This is a genomic window from Nocardia sp. NPDC050435 (assembly GCF_040655395.1).
GTDB lineage: Bacteria > Actinomycetota > Actinomycetes > Mycobacteriales > Mycobacteriaceae > Nocardia.
The window spans coordinates 423,665-436,986 of record NZ_JBFAJW010000005.1; the positions used below are offsets into that span (position 1 = coordinate 423,665).

At 68.4% G+C, this 13,322-nt stretch carries 16 protein-coding genes; 5 read left to right on the top strand and 11 right to left on the bottom strand.

Annotated features, from left to right (window positions below; genetic code table 11):
* Positions 1 to 22: 22 nt before the first annotated feature.
* Positions 23 to 439 (bottom strand): hypothetical protein, encoded by a 417-nt coding sequence (locus AB0I43_RS17970; protein ID WP_356979262.1) that lies wholly within the window; start codon positions 437 to 439, stop codon positions 23 to 25.
* 238 nt (positions 440 to 677) lie between these two features.
* Here AB0I43_RS17970 and AB0I43_RS17975 point away from each other — a divergent pair, with 238 nt between their 5' ends.
* Positions 678 to 1,178 carry an ATP-binding protein gene (locus tag AB0I43_RS17975; protein WP_356979264.1) on the top strand — a complete coding sequence of 167 codons (501 nt, stop codon included), beginning with the start codon at positions 678 to 680 and terminating at the stop codon, positions 1,176 to 1,178.
* On the opposite strand, the gene AB0I43_RS17980 is transcribed toward AB0I43_RS17975, so the two are convergent.
* Positions 1,175 to 1,477: an HNH endonuclease signature motif containing protein gene (locus AB0I43_RS17980; protein WP_356979385.1), complete on the bottom strand. Its 303-nt coding sequence runs from the start codon at positions 1,475 to 1,477 to the stop codon at positions 1,175 to 1,177. The genes AB0I43_RS17975 and AB0I43_RS17980 overlap by 4 nt on opposite strands.
* A gap of 225 nt (positions 1,478 to 1,702) precedes the next feature.
* On the opposite strand from AB0I43_RS17980, the gene AB0I43_RS17985 reads away from it, so the two are divergent.
* On the top strand, positions 1,703 to 1,924 hold the full coding sequence (locus AB0I43_RS17985) for a hypothetical protein (RefSeq protein WP_356979266.1): 222 nt from the start codon (positions 1,703 to 1,705) through the stop codon (positions 1,922 to 1,924).
* Positions 1,925 to 1,942: 18 nt separating this feature from the next.
* Here the strand turns inward: AB0I43_RS17985 and AB0I43_RS17990 are convergent, their stop codons facing one another.
* Together AB0I43_RS17990 and AB0I43_RS17995 are read right to left on the bottom strand one after the other, a co-directional pair.
* Positions 1,943 to 2,749, bottom strand: a complete 807-nt coding sequence (locus AB0I43_RS17990) for a helix-turn-helix domain-containing protein (protein ID WP_356979268.1) — start codon at positions 2,747 to 2,749, stop codon at positions 1,943 to 1,945.
* Between the two features lie 72 nt (positions 2,750 to 2,821).
* Complete coding sequence (locus tag AB0I43_RS17995) at positions 2,822 to 3,046, bottom strand: hypothetical protein (protein ID WP_356979270.1); 225 nt, start codon at positions 3,044 to 3,046, stop codon at positions 2,822 to 2,824.
* A 174-nt stretch (positions 3,047 to 3,220) separates the two neighbouring features.
* Between AB0I43_RS17995 and AB0I43_RS18000 the strand changes: the two genes are divergently transcribed.
* On the top strand, positions 3,221 to 5,497 hold the full coding sequence (locus AB0I43_RS18000) for an MDR family MFS transporter (protein ID WP_356979272.1): 2,277 nt from the start codon (positions 3,221 to 3,223) through the stop codon (positions 5,495 to 5,497).
* A gap of 11 nt (positions 5,498 to 5,508) precedes the next feature.
* Here AB0I43_RS18000 and AB0I43_RS18005 read toward each other — a convergent pair whose 3' ends face one another.
* The 3 genes from AB0I43_RS18005 to AB0I43_RS18015 all read right to left on the bottom strand — a co-directional run bounded on the left by AB0I43_RS18005 (position 5,509) and on the right by AB0I43_RS18015 (position 9,099).
* Positions 5,509 to 7,572: a hypothetical protein gene (locus tag AB0I43_RS18005; protein WP_356979274.1), complete on the bottom strand. Its 2,064-nt coding sequence runs from the start codon at positions 7,570 to 7,572 to the stop codon at positions 5,509 to 5,511.
* A 111-nt stretch (positions 7,573 to 7,683) separates the two neighbouring features.
* Positions 7,684 to 8,136 carry a T6SS immunity protein Tdi1 domain-containing protein gene (locus AB0I43_RS18010; protein WP_356979276.1) on the bottom strand — a complete coding sequence of 151 codons (453 nt, stop codon included), beginning with the start codon at positions 8,134 to 8,136 and terminating at the stop codon, positions 7,684 to 7,686.
* Positions 8,137 to 8,214: 78 nt separating this feature from the next.
* Complete coding sequence (locus AB0I43_RS18015) at positions 8,215 to 9,099, bottom strand: hypothetical protein (RefSeq protein WP_356979277.1); 885 nt, start codon at positions 9,097 to 9,099, stop codon at positions 8,215 to 8,217.
* Between the two features lie 103 nt (positions 9,100 to 9,202).
* Here AB0I43_RS18015 and AB0I43_RS18020 point away from each other — a divergent pair, with 103 nt between their 5' ends.
* Together AB0I43_RS18020 and AB0I43_RS18025 are read left to right on the top strand one after the other, a co-directional pair.
* Complete coding sequence (locus AB0I43_RS18020) at positions 9,203 to 9,682, top strand: hypothetical protein (protein WP_356979278.1); 480 nt, start codon at positions 9,203 to 9,205, stop codon at positions 9,680 to 9,682.
* Positions 9,683 to 9,699: 17 nt separating this feature from the next.
* A complete protein-coding gene (locus AB0I43_RS18025) occupies positions 9,700 to 10,266 on the top strand; it encodes an ABC transporter permease (protein ID WP_356979279.1) in 567 nt (188 codons plus the stop codon).
* Here AB0I43_RS18025 and AB0I43_RS18030 read toward each other — a convergent pair.
* The 4 genes from AB0I43_RS18030 to AB0I43_RS18045 all read right to left on the bottom strand — a co-directional run bounded on the left by AB0I43_RS18030 (position 10,254) and on the right by AB0I43_RS18045 (position 13,297).
* Positions 10,254 to 10,748 (bottom strand): SRPBCC domain-containing protein, encoded by a 495-nt coding sequence (locus tag AB0I43_RS18030; RefSeq protein ID WP_356979280.1) that lies wholly within the window; start codon positions 10,746 to 10,748, stop codon positions 10,254 to 10,256. The genes AB0I43_RS18025 and AB0I43_RS18030 overlap by 13 nt on opposite strands.
* Positions 10,749 to 10,838: 90 nt before the next feature.
* The gene (locus tag AB0I43_RS18035) at positions 10,839 to 12,056 is read right to left on the bottom strand and encodes a DUF6596 domain-containing protein (RefSeq protein ID WP_356979281.1); all 1,218 of its coding nucleotides are present in this window, start codon (positions 12,054 to 12,056) and stop codon (positions 10,839 to 10,841) included.
* Complete coding sequence (locus tag AB0I43_RS18040; RefSeq protein WP_356979282.1) at positions 12,053 to 12,388, bottom strand: YciI family protein; 336 nt, start codon at positions 12,386 to 12,388, stop codon at positions 12,053 to 12,055. The genes AB0I43_RS18035 and AB0I43_RS18040 overlap by 4 nt, the downstream gene beginning before the upstream one ends.
* Positions 12,389 to 12,409: 21 nt before the next feature.
* A complete protein-coding gene (locus tag AB0I43_RS18045) occupies positions 12,410 to 13,297 on the bottom strand; it encodes an LLM class flavin-dependent oxidoreductase (RefSeq protein WP_357432449.1) in 888 nt (295 codons plus the stop codon).
* Positions 13,298 to 13,322 lie beyond the last annotated feature (25 nt).

Here is a 13,322-nt window from a genome sequence, read left to right on the forward strand (position 1 = left end):
CGCGTCGGATGGTGCTCGGTGGTTATCCGGGCAGCAGGCGCAGGATATCCGCAGCCAGATTCTTCCAGCCCCGGATCGGTATCTGCCGGGCGATCATGCGGGCGACGTAGTCGAGGTCGTGCCGGTTGCCGATGTCCCAGTCCGGCTCGCGGGAGTGGACCAGCAGCGCGTCGCTGTAGGTGCGCCAGTAGACGGCCCAGACCGGCGTGTGCGACCGAGCGGTGGTCATCGCGTGCAGCCCGTTCAGCCCGTGGCCGAGGTCGATGCCGATCTGCGGGAACCGGGAGCGGAACGGCCAAGCCTGCCAGGCGGTTTCGAAGGCGGCGGCCACGCCGACCTTGTCGTGCGGCAGGGAGATCCGGCCGTTGAGTAGCAGCCCGAGAGCCGCGCCCTCGGAGACGGCGTTGCGTTGACGGATGCCGGTGGGCGGAGCGCTCATAGATGTCGGACCCTTTCGGTGTGATCGCAGAAGAGATCGCCAAGAGAGCTTCCGGTGTTGCGGGATGCTGGGGCTTTGCCCCGATCCGTGGTGATCAAACCGGCCGGTTCCTGAGAAGGCGAAGTAATCGACGGATGCCGCGCCGTGTGGCCCGTCTTACTCCGCAGCGGCGTTTGGGCACGCGACCAACGGGTAGCCGACTATTTACCGAGGTCATCGACCAGCGGAGGTGAAGCCGATGACGACGCCTGAATATCAGGCCTCCTACGGTAGGGAGCAAAGCCGGGAGTTCGATCTGGAAACGACGTCCAACCGCTGGATCCGGGACGCGGTCCGCGATCTCCTCGCACCGGCGGACGGGCCGGTCGTCACCGACGCCGTGCTCGGCGTCGACGAGCTCGTCTCCAACGCCCGCGAGCACACCAGTCCGCCGTGGCGCTGCCGACTACAGCGGCTCGCGGATTCGTCGCGCCTGCGCGTGGAGATCGATGACAGCAGTCCCGCCGATCCCGAGCATCGCGAGCCCGATGACAGTGGCGGTCGCGGATTGCTCGTGCTCGACCAGGTCGCGGCGTCCTGGGGTGTGGTGCACTACGGGCGTTTCAAAACGGTCTGGGCCGAATTTCCGCTGGACGGCCCGATGGCGGCCCAGCTCGGCGAGCCGCGTCTGGATCAGATGATTCTCGGGTCCGGAAGCGATGATCTCTCCGAGAGCGGGACCGCGGATTCCGAGCACTAGGCTTCGTCGAAGCGGGTGGTGAGCTCGGCCGAGATCTCGTAGTGCCGCACCAGGAACGAACGCTCGTCCAGTTTCTTGCGCCGCAGCCAACCGGTGACCTCGGCATTGCACTTGCTCGCATTGCACGAGGCGCAGGCGGGCACGACGTTGGCCAGGGTGTAGCGACCGCCCCGGGAAATGGGCTGGACACAGTCTTTCTGTAAAGCCGTGGCGGGATAGGCGCAGTAGGCGCAGCCGCCCCAGGAGCTCCGGAGCGCGTCCCATTGCGCGTCGGTGAGGTCATGGGAGACGCGCAGCATCCGCTTCTTGCGCTTACGCGCCGCACGAACCCGTTTGCTACCGCCAGTCGGCACACGGTGAGGATACGCCGTGCGCGGGCAACGGGCACTGAGCCCGCGCGAGGATGTCTGCCCCCGTAACGAGGGGCCGCGAAACATGGGTCTTCGGGTTCGGCGGCAGCCCGAATAGCGTGATCGTCGCCTGCTTCGCGGGCGTCGAAAACGCTAGAGACAAAGGAATTCTCGATGAGACGATCGATTGCCGCCGCCGTCCTGGGCGGTGCCTTGGTGCTGGCCCCGATGGCCACCGCGCACGCCGGATCCATCCCCGGTCAGAACTCCGGCTCCGCGGAACTGTTCGAGTCCGCCGCCCCGGTCGGGATCGTGTGTCACGGTCAGCCGATGCAGCAGCTGTGGTGCCTGCTGACCAGCGGGTCCTCCAGCCTCAGCGGCGGCATTCAGTCCTGAGGCGGTAATCGAGCCCGATCAGCTGTCCAGAGCGGCGGCGATCGGCTCGAGTCCCGCGATCAGTTCGTCCAGTTCCGCCGCGTCGAGCACGTCGTAGGCCGGTGCCGACAACTCGTCGGTCCCGGTCTCGATCCGCTGCTTGATGTCGCGGCCGGAGTCGGTGAATCCGCCGGCGGCGTCCACCAGGCCGCGCTCGCGCAGTCCGTCCACGACGGCGGCCAGCTGTGCCCGGGGCAGGTGGTGGACTCGGCCGAACTCCTCGGCCCGCAGGCCGAGGCCGAGCGCCATGAGGACGTGTGCCTCGGTGCCGCCGATCCCGTGGGCGGCGAGAACGATGTTGTGGCCGTCGCCGCGGTGCTCGCGCAGCAGTGTCGCCGCGTGCCACACCGCGGCCACCGGATCCTCGGGCACCGCCAGCGCGCGGAGCCCGGCATACAACACCCGCCCCTCGACCGGCGCGCTCACCGCTGCCCGGGTGGCCAGTTCGGCGACCCGGGCCAGGCCACTCGGTTCCCCGATCCGCGCGCGCAGCGCGGCGGCGGAGCCGCTCTCCCGCACGGCGATCGCTTCCCGCGGGGTGAGCTTGCCCCAGACCCACGGGATATGGCGCGCCACCTCACCGGGGGCGAAGTTGTAGAAGACCGCGTGCACCACCTCGGCCGGCGCGTACCCCAGCGGCGCGGCCCGGCCCGCGAAGTAGCCGTCCCAGTAGTTGCGCATGCCCAGAGCCGAGAATTCCTGGTTCACCACCTCGGAGAAGGTGATGGTGGCGATCGGCTCGACGAGCTCGAACATGCGGTGGATCTTGACCTGCGGGTGCGGCATCGGTCGGCGTCCTCCAGTGCTGGCAGCGGCGTCCCGCCAGCCTAGCCCCGAACGAGAATGCCGCCCGGCGTGTCAGCAGAGCGGATACTTGGACCCGACGAACTGGCCTTTGAGCAGGCAGACCACGAGCTCCAGGCCATCGCGCAGCAGCACACCGGCCGAACCGGTGCTGGAGCCGGAATCGTCGATGTACTGCACCTGTGTCTTCGGGGTTTCGGCGTAGGCCGGTGCCGCGGTGACCGGTGCGATCAAGGCGGCCGAGACGGCCACGGTGCCAAGAGTTTTCCGCGAAATCATGTGCTGCTCCCTTGCTCTGGATGTCGGTGGCCCAGTATGTGATCAGCGTCGAACTCGCGGATAGCCCCGACATTTCGGGGGATGATCGGCACCTTCAGCCCTCGCACGGGAATGCGGCGCGATATCCGCTGGCCCTATAGTCGACGCGTTGCACAGGAGTGGGGAGGGAATCTGGTGGACGCTCTCAACGGCGTGACCTTCGCCGGGTACGTGGTCGAAGGGGTGCTCGGGCAAGGCGGAATGGGCACCGTCTACCGGGCCCGGCATCCCCGCTTGCCGCGCACGGTGGCCCTGAAACTGCTGCATCGCGACGTGTCCGCCGACCCGGAGCTGCGGGCCCGGTTCGAGCGTGAGGCCAATGTCGTTGCGCACCTGGATCATCCGGGCATCGTGGCGGTCGAGGACCGCGGCGTCGAGAACGGGCAGCTGTGGCTGGCCATGCGATACATCGAAGGCGAGGACGCGAGTGCGCTGGACGCGCGCACCATGACCGCGGCGCGCGCCGTGCGCATCATCGGCGAGGTGGCGGACGCCCTCGACTACGCGCACAGCCGAGGCGTCCTGCACCGTGACGTGAAACCCGCCAATATCCTGCTGACGGCCGAGCAGGCGGGGCGGGTGGAGCGGGCGATGCTCACCGATTTCGGGATCGCGCGCATGCTCGTCTCCGACACCCAGCTCACCACCACCGGAACCTTCACCGCCACACTGGCCTACGCCTCACCCGAACAGTTGTCCGGCACGACGGTCGACCATCGGTCCGATCAATACTCCCTGGCCTGCACACTATTCGCGCTGCTCGACGGCCAAGCGCCGTTCGCGGCCGGCGACCCCGGGCAGGTGGTGGCCGGGCATCTGGTCAAATCCGTTCCGCCGCTGGGCCGCCCGGATGTGCCGGTGCGGCTGGATGCCGTCCTGGCCCGGGCGCTGGCCAAGGACCCGGCCGAAAGATATGCCAGTGCGGGCGAATTCGCCGCCGCGGCGCTGGACGCCGTCTCCGGGGCCGCGCCCGCCCGGCACCAGCCTCCACCGACTCGGCACTACCAGCTCGCGATGCCGCCGCAGCCTCGGCCGCCGGCGTATCCGCCGCAGCGGAGTCCGTGGCCGGCCGTGTGGGCGATGGCGGTGGGCTTCTTCCTGATGATGCTGGACTCGCCGATCGTCTCGGTGGCGCTGCCGACGTTCACGCGCGAGCTCGACATCACCATGGGGCAGGTGACCTGGGTGCTCAGCGCCTTCACCCTGGGCGCCACCGCGCCACTGATCCTCGCCGGTCGGCTGGGAGATCGGTTCGGCCCCAAGAACATCTACCTCGCGGGTCTGGCGGTGTTCATCGTGGCCGCGCTGGTCTGTGCGCTGTCGCCGGGCTCGTCCGCGCTGGTCCTGGCGCGGGGAATCCAGGGCCTCGGCGCGGCGCTGGTCGTTCCGCAGGTGCTCGCGGTCGTGGTGCGCACCTTCGCGCCCGGCAGGCGCGGCATGGCCATGGGGCTGTGGGTGGGAGCGGGCGGCGCGGCCACCCTGCTCGGCCCGGTGCTGGGCGGCGCGCTGGTCGAAATGCTCGGCGGGCGCTGGGTTTTCCTGATCGATCTGCCGCTCGGGATCCTCGCGCTCGTCCTGGGCGCGGCGCTCATCCCGGCGCTGCCCGCGCAACGCCCGGCGTCCGATCCCGGCGGGGTGCTGCTGTCGGGGTCGGCGGTGCTGCTCGTGCTCACCGGGCTGCTGGCGGGCGGGCACAGCGACTGGCCGACGTGGGCGTTCGGGCTGATCGCCGCGGGTCTGCTGGCCGGTGGACTGTTCCTGCTGCTCCCGTTGTCCGGTCGTGACGGGCTGCTACCGGCAGCCGTGGTGCGCGACCGCACCTGGTGGCTGTCCGGGGCCGCGACCATGGCCGCGACGGGCGCGATGGCCGCGACCCTGGTGGCGATGTCGCTGTACCTGCAATTGGTCGTGCACGCGTCACCGGTGGAGACCGGGCTGGTGCTGTTGCCGGGTGGTCTCGTCACCATCGTGTGCGCCCCCTTGCTGGGCAGCCTGGCCGACGGTACGCATCCGGCGCTACTGCCGGCGCTCGGCTTCACCGTATCGGGTCTCGCCGCGGCAGCCGTGCTCGCCGAGAACCTGATCGGCTACCCGCGCTTGCTGTTCGCGGTGGTCAGCGCGCTGCTCGGCTTCGGCGCGGCCTGCCTGTGGAGTCCGCTCGCCGTCGTCGCGACGCGCGCCTTTCCACCGGACCGCGCCGGTGTCGGCGCGGGCATCCACATGACCACCCGGCTGCTGGGCGCGACGATCGCCGCAACAGCCACCACCATCTGGCTGAACTACCAGCTCAACCGAACCGGCGGCAATGTGGACACCACCCTCCTGCACACCGCGCTGCTGCCGGGCGCGGCCTCCTTCGGAGGTCTGCTGATCGTCCTGCTGTTCACCCGGCCCGGACCGGTGGACTCCTAGCCGCTGCCCGGTCAGGCCTCCGGTTCGTCGTCGAAGGGCCACTCCAGCGCGTCGCCGCCGGATCGTTCGGACGGTTTGACATGGGCGAACCATGACTCGGTTTCGGCGTCGGTGAGCGTGCGCTCCAGCACCAGATCGCCCGGCACCTCCGGGAAATACCGGCCCGCCGGCCAGGTGCGCCGATAGGGCTCCTGGTCCAGCACCAGCAACCGGACGCCGTCGATCACCGGGATGTCCGACGGGGTGCCCTCGTTCCAGATCCACGACCCGTCGGGTGCGACGAGGTTGAACGACCCCCAGGTCGGCACTCTGCCCTCGACGTCGCGGCACATCGCCACGGCCTCGGCCGAGGGCGCTTCGCCCGGCAGGTGCCCGCCGCCGATGAGCGCGTCGGCGAGCAAGGTGTGCAGCTGAAAGTTGATCGACAGGCCCGACATTCGCATCCGGTACCCGGTGCGGGTGTCGCGGTGCAGCACGATGAGCGGTTCGTCGTCCAGCAGCTTCAGCACGTAATCGAGGGGTTTGTAGTACTGCCCGGAGACGCTGTCGAAGGCGTCGAGCCGCTCGCGCAGCATTGCTTGGATCGGACCGAGTCGTTTGCGCACCTCGAGGAACCGGAGCATGGTCAAGGCCGACAGTTTCAGGTCCGGCAGCGCCCACCAGGCCATGACCGCGTCCATGCCGAATTCCTCGAACAGTTCGTCGAAGGGAAGCGGTGGTACGTCCTCCGGGTCGGGGAAGGTGATCTCCGCCGCCGAGCCTGCGCCGGGTGCTTCCTGCCGCGCCGCCCAGGCCTCGGCGAAGCTTCTGCCGTGTTCGAGCGCCTTCGCCAGGTATGCCAGCACCTTGGGTGCGCAGGGCACCGGATCCGCGCCGAACTCGACGCACCCGCCGATCAGGACCGAAATCCGGCCGCGCTCGAGCGGCATCACCTCGGGCAGCAACGCGGTCAAGGGTTCGGCGGCCGCCCTGAGCTCGTCCGGCGACGCACCTTGGTAGCTCTCGACCATGCGACTGTCGGCGGCGAGGAGCGCATCGAAGTCGTCGCCGTCCATCGCTTGGCGCAGATCGGCTATGGCAGTGAGCAATTCGTTCCGGCCGGAGCCGGGATGGTCGGTTCGCATATGCGCGAACCAGGCGTCGGTCTCCGCGGCGGACAACACCTCCTCCAGCACCAGATCGGCCGCGAGGGAGGGGAGATGGCGTCCGGTGGGCCACAATCGCTTGGCCGACAACGGATCCAGCACGAGTACTCGGACGCCGTCGACCACCGGAATGTCCCATGGTGCGTCTTCGTGTGAGATCTGCGCGCCGTGCGGTGCGACCAGTTCGAACGACCCGGAGGTGTGCACGGGCTCGCCGCCGTCCCAGCAGGCCGCCACCGCCGCCGCGGCGGGCGGTTTGCCTTCGAGGTGACCGCCGCCGATCAAGACCTGCGCCAGCATGGTGTGCAACTGTGCATTACTGCCGATGCCCGACATCCGCAACCGAAAGCCGGTCCTGGTCGCGCGGTGCAGGACCACCAGGGGCTCGTCGACGAGCAACTTCAAGGTTTGGTCGATGCTCGAATACCGGTATTGTTCGCCTGCCTGCGCGACAAAGGCTTCGTGGCTGGCGCGCAGCGTCTCCAGCGTCGGGCCCAACCTGTCGAGCACCTCGCGAGACAGCAGCGTCATCACGCCCGCGAACCGATACTTGGGCAGGTCGAACCAGGCGACCAGCGCCGGGCTCTCGAATTCCCCGATCAGGCTGGTATCCAATCCCGCCTCCGGATCGGGCAACTCGCCACCCCTGCGCTCCGACCACACCCGCGCGAACTCCCGTGCGCGCTCCAAACTGTCGTAGAGATTTCCCAGCACCTGCGGTGAACATGCCACCGGATCCGCCCCGGACTCCACGCACATGCCGATGAGCATCGCGATCTCACCACGCGCGAAGGCGGGCACGTCGTTCAGCACCGCGGCCATCGCCGGACCGGCGAACGCGTACTCCTCGGGCGAAGGGTCCGAGAGCAGCAGCCGTGCCAGCTCGCTGTATGCCGCCGCCAGTTCCCCCGTCTCGTCCCCACCCACCATGTTCTCGAAAGTGGTTATTGCCGTGCGAAATTCATCTCTCACCCCGAACACCCGCGTCACACTAACCGGCGGCGCCGCGCGTGTCGACCGCGAGCAAGGTGCGTGGATCGCTTATCGGCGTCGGGACCACCAGCGTCGCTTCGGCGCATCCTCGCCCGCGAGCTGGAATTGTCCGACGATGTCCAGAAACACCCAGAGATCGCCGATCTGGTACGTATCGGGCTCCTCGGTGCCACCCAGGAACGGGTACGGCGTGGCGATGTAGACCTGTTCGGCCTCCAGTGGACCGAGGATGTTCTTGATTTCGGCGACATGGCCGGACAGCAGGATCACCGACGAGAAATATTGGTCGCGGACGATCGTGTCGACGAACTCCGCTGTGCCGGCGAACTGTCCGTAATTCTTCCCGGCGGCGTCGTACGGGTACAGCACGCCGTATTCACCGGTCGTCTGGTTGGCGACGAAGACATGCCCGAGATCCGAATTTCCGACGACTGTGTCGAACTGCGGGAAGTGCGGAGCCCAGCGAGGCATGGATTCGGCCATCGGCGTGGGCTCGATCAATCGAAAACAGTCGTCGGTCACAGGGCATTCAACCATGCGCGGCAACACATTCGGATTCCGGTGAGTCCTGATCGCGCGCTAGGAAACGGCGGCGCGCAGTTCCCGGGTGATCGCTTCGTGCAGATCGGCGGTCTCGTTCAAGAGCGCGGCCAGATCGCCGCCCCGCGAACGCAGCGCCACGTACTGCGCGCGTCCGAGGAGCCGCGCCTGGCGGTCGAGTAGCTCGGCCAGCCGCGGATATTCGCGCAGCGCCTGAGCGGCATCGATCCGCCGCCGCGCCGCCAGCCGCAGCGAAAACTCGGTCAGCACGGCGTTGGTCCCCGCCTCCAGTCCGGCAGCGGCCTCGGTGCCGAATGCGCGCAATCCGAGGCTGTTCGCCGGTTGATCGGCCCACCGTGCAGCCAGCGGGAGCAGCGCCGAGATAGCGTCGGCCTCGGTGATCGCGGCATTCTGATGGAAGCCCGTACGAAGGGGAAATCGCCCGTGGCAGTAGCTGATCGGGCTACCCCAAGCCGACACGAACACCTCTGCAGGCAGCCATGCGTAGGGAAATCCTTCCGGGTCGTGCATGAGCACCCCCTCGTGATCGGCAGCCAGGACAGTCAGAAAATGATCGGCCCCCATCGGCCGATCCGGCCCGGGCTGATGCGCGAGCAACCCCATCTCGATCGGACCAACGAATACCGGCCCCCGCGCGACCAGCCGCACCAGATCCGCGTAGGCGCTCTCAGCATCGGAATAGGTGCGGCGCTCACTACTCCAACCGAGCAGGCCCAGCGCCTGATCAACCCCCTGATCAGGATCCCACCCCACCGGATCGAAATAAGGCACCCCCTCCACCACCTGAAACCCGAACGCCGCCCCGGTCAACGTCTCGATCAAGGCCGGCGCCCACTGCCCACCCATCATCATGCTGACCGTGCTCGCATAGCAGTACGGCCCCGAACCGATATACGTCGTCATGCCCCCACCCTGCCGTTTTTCACCCGTTTTCGCCGCACGCGCCGAGCAGCCTGCGCTGAGATGCGTTGTTGCGACGTTGACGATGTGATGTTGAGGTGGTCTCGTGGGCAGCGGTGGGGTCGAGGGGTTGTTCGTTCGCTTCCAAGCGGCTGCGCCGAATCGCGGTGGCTGGTTTCCGGGGGTGTTCGCGTTGGTGAACGGTCTGGCGTGGGCCGGTCGGCTGACGGAGGGGCAGGAGCGCTACCGGCAGCGCGAGAATGCTTGGTATCGGGAGAATCTGCTCGATCCGAGTGCTTCGGATCCCGCTGTCTACGATCGGGAAGCGCATCCCGGGGCGGCGGCGTGGTTCAAGGCGACGGCGGGGGAGATGATCTCTCGGGTCGACGGTTACACGGCGATACTGGACGCGCACGGTGTCGGGTGGACTCGGCTGGAGTCCGTGGACCCGGGCGGCATTCTCTACGAGGATGGCCATCAGATCGTCGTGCGACCTGATCACCGAGAATCGGGCGTGGACGCGGGGACATGGGGGCGAGAGCCTCGCTTATGGAAAGCGGCGTTGATGCGGGTTCTACTGGTGTAATCGACCAGGAGGACGCCATGTCGGCAGACCAGAACCGCGAATCCCCACCGGATCAACGACTTTCGTATCTGATTTTCGGGTTCGCCTGGCTACTCGGGTACGGCGCTTTCGCGCTGGCCGAGGGCGCCGACCCGCTGGTGCCGGATTCCGTTGCGGCGGTGCTGTTGTTCGGCGGCTTGCTGGCGGGTCTGGTGGTCACCGCCGCGGCGATCGTCAAGGGCGGGGTGCGCGGGGCGCTGACGGGGAATCTGCTGGCGGGGGCCTGGGTGATCGGGTTCGCGGCGCTGAGCGTGCTCATCTGGGCATTGAGCACAGCCCTGGACGAGCCGCAGGTGCAAACCCTGCTGTGGCCGCCGGGCGCGGGTCTGGTCGTCGGAATGCTCTATCTCACAGGCGGTATCGCCTATCGCGACCTGCCACAGTATGTGCTCGGCGTCTGGCTGGCGATGGCCTCGGCGGTGGCGCTCTGTTTCGCGGGCGCGGGGCTGTACTGGGTGCTGGCGGTCGCGGGTGGCGGCGGCTACCTCGCCGCGGCGGTGGCGGGGAAGGCCACGCGCCGCGGCGGTCGCGCTCAGTTGCTGTAGCGCGGGATGGGATCGCCGGTTCCGGTGGTGAGGAGTTGCGGCAGGCTCTTGGTGATGTAGAAGGTCCAGCCGCGCGAGCATTCCTCGAAGCACTCGGATTCGCCCGCGGACAGGCCGATGTGTGTGAACTGCAGGGTGGTGCCCTCGTCGGTCGCGCCGAGGTCGAAGACGACGGTGGTGTCGGTCCATTCGGAGTGATCGTCGATGAAGGTCAGTTCCGAATCGACGACCTGCCACACCACCCGCGCGCCGGGCACGACCTCGGTGATCTGGAAGCGGGCGAAGCGGATTCCCTGCTTCTCCTTGGCCGTCTCGCCCGGGTACTTGCTGTCGTCGGTGAAAACGAACTCGTCGCCCACGGCGGCGGTGTCGCCGATGATGTTCGCGTTCCACCAGCCACGCACGTCGGCGATCGCCGCCATCACCTCGGCCGGGGTTCGGTCGATGGACATCGTGGCGGTCAGGTGCTCGGTGTTCGGCATTGTCTTGTCCTTTCCTCGGGTGGTTTACCCCACCGACGAATCAGGCTCGGCCGGATCGACAACACTGCGGAAATTTCTTGAAGTGCCAGTTCAGAGCCGGTTCAGGCGGCCCTCGAGGTAACGCCGCTCGGCGTCGGTGGGAGCGAGTTCCAAGGCCGCGGCGTACTCGGCGGCGGCCGCCGTGGAACGCCCGGCCCGGCGCAAGAGATCGGCGCGAGTAGCAGGCAGCAGGTGATAACCGTCCAGATGCCCGGAAGCGGCGAGCTCATCGATGAGCGCGAGCCCCGCCGGGATTCCGTCCGCCATCGCGACCGCCACGGCACGGTTGAGCTCGACCACGGGCGAGGGGGCCAGCCGGGTGAGCTCACGATACAGGGCGGCGATCTGGGGCCAGTCGGTATCGGCGGCCTCGCCGGCGGTCGCATGGCAGGCCGCGATCGCGGCCTGCACCTGGTACGGGCCGGGTCGCTGCGTGGCCAAGGCCGCATCCAGGATCTGGACGCCCTCGGCGATCAACGCGTGGTCCCAGCGTGATCGGTCCTGTTCCTCGAGGGGAATCAGCACTCCGTCGACAACCCGCTGCGGCCGGCGCGCTTCCAGGAGCAGCATCAGGGCCAGCAAGCCCGCCGGTTCCGGCTCGGCGGGCAGCAACCGCGCGACCAACCGCGCCAGAAAGATCGCTTCCGGCGCCAGATCCCGCTGGTCGTCGCTTGTGCTGTAGCCCTGATTGAAGATCAGGTACAGCACCGCCGAGACCGCGGGCAGCCGTTGCGGGAGCTCCTCCGGCGCGGGTACCCGGTAGGGGATCCGCGCGTCGGCGATCTTGCGTTTGGCGCGCACCAGACGCTGCGCCATCGTCGATTCCGCCGTCAGGAACGCCGCGGCGATCTCGGCGGTGTTCAGCCCGGTCAGCGTGCGCAAGGTCAGCGCGACCCGGGTGGGCAGCGGCAGCGCCGGATGACAGCAGGTGAAGATCAGCCGCAACCGATCGTCGGGAATCGGTTCCGTGGACGGCTGCACCGGATCCCGGCCGAGCACGGCGACCTGGCGCAGCTTCGCGCCGGCGACCGAATCACGGCGTAACCGGTCGATGGCGCGATTGCGCGCGGTGGTGGTGAGCCAGGCACCCGGCCGGTCGGGGACGCCGTCGCGGGCCCATGTCGTCAAGGCCGTCGCGAAAGCCTCCTGCGCGCATTCCTCGGCCAGGTCCCAATCCCCGGTCGACCCGATCAGTGTGGCGACGATCTGGCCCCACTCCGTGCGATAGGCCGCGTCCACCGCGTCCCGAACCAGGTGCGGCGCAGTCACTCCCACACCGGACGGATCTCGATCGACCCGTGCTGCGCGTAGGGGTGACGCGCGGCGAGCTCGATCGCCTCCTCCAGGTTCGCGCACTCGAGGATGTCGATGCCGCCGATGAAATCCTTGGTCTCGGCGAACGGGCCGTCGGTAATCAGGGTTTCACCGTCGCGGACGCGCAGCGTTTTCGCCTCGGCGGCGGGCCGCAGACGCGCGCCGCCGCGCCCCGCCTGCCGCCGCTCCACCTCGCGGGAGTACGCCTGATGCGCGGGATCCGCGCCGATCTCGGCGGGGCTGGGTATGGAAGCTTCGTCATCGCAGATCAGCAAGACATACTTCATGCCCTCCAATATGCCCCACGCTCACGACCGTGCGGCCACCACCTCGGCCGCCACCTCGAGAAACTTCGGATCCGTGACGGCCGGCACCAGGATGAACTCGTCGCAGCCCGCCCGTTCCGCGCCGTCGAGAATGTCCGCGAGCACCTCGGGACTCGACGCCCTGGTCGCGGCGGCCACCAGCTCGGCCAGCTCCGGGCCGAGGAAGCCGAGGTAGCGCGCGGTGAACGCGTGCAGCGCCTGGTCGGCATCGGCGACGCCCAGCGCGGTGAAACAGCCGCTGACCTTACGTGGCGGCGTCGAACGACCGGCCTCGGACCAGCAGCGATCGGCGAGAGCGCAGGCCTGAGCGATCTCCGCGGCGTCACCGGAGATGCTGAAGCCGGAGACGCCGTCTGCCCAGCGCGCCGCCCGGCGCATCGCCTTCGGGCCCATCGCGCCCGCCAGGATGATCGGACCGCCCGGCTGCACGCACGCCGGGCCGACCGGGTCCGCGCCCTCGAACGGCGGCTCCCCGGCGAGCAGGGCCTTCAACTCGGCGACCTTGTCATCGAGCTGCTGGTGCCGTCGCGTGAAATCGGCACCCAGCGCACGGTAATCGTGCTCGCGACCGCCGACGCCCACGCCGACCTCGAGGCGCCCGTTCGCGAGCTGGTCGAGCGTGCCGATCTGCTGGGCGACCATCGCCATCGGATGCTGGGGCAGCACCCAGAGATTCGCCAGCACCTGCACCCGCTCCGTCACCGCGGCGCAAGCACCCAGCGTCGCAACCATTTCCGGATTCGGGAAGGTCACCCGCTCGCCCACCGAGACGCTCGAGAACGGACCCGCGTCGATGCGCCGGGCCCAATCGAGCGTTGTACCCGGTCCGTAGCCGGGAGCCATTTGTGGAAGTGCGACACCGATCTTCATAAGGCGACCTTGTCAGATCACCGGG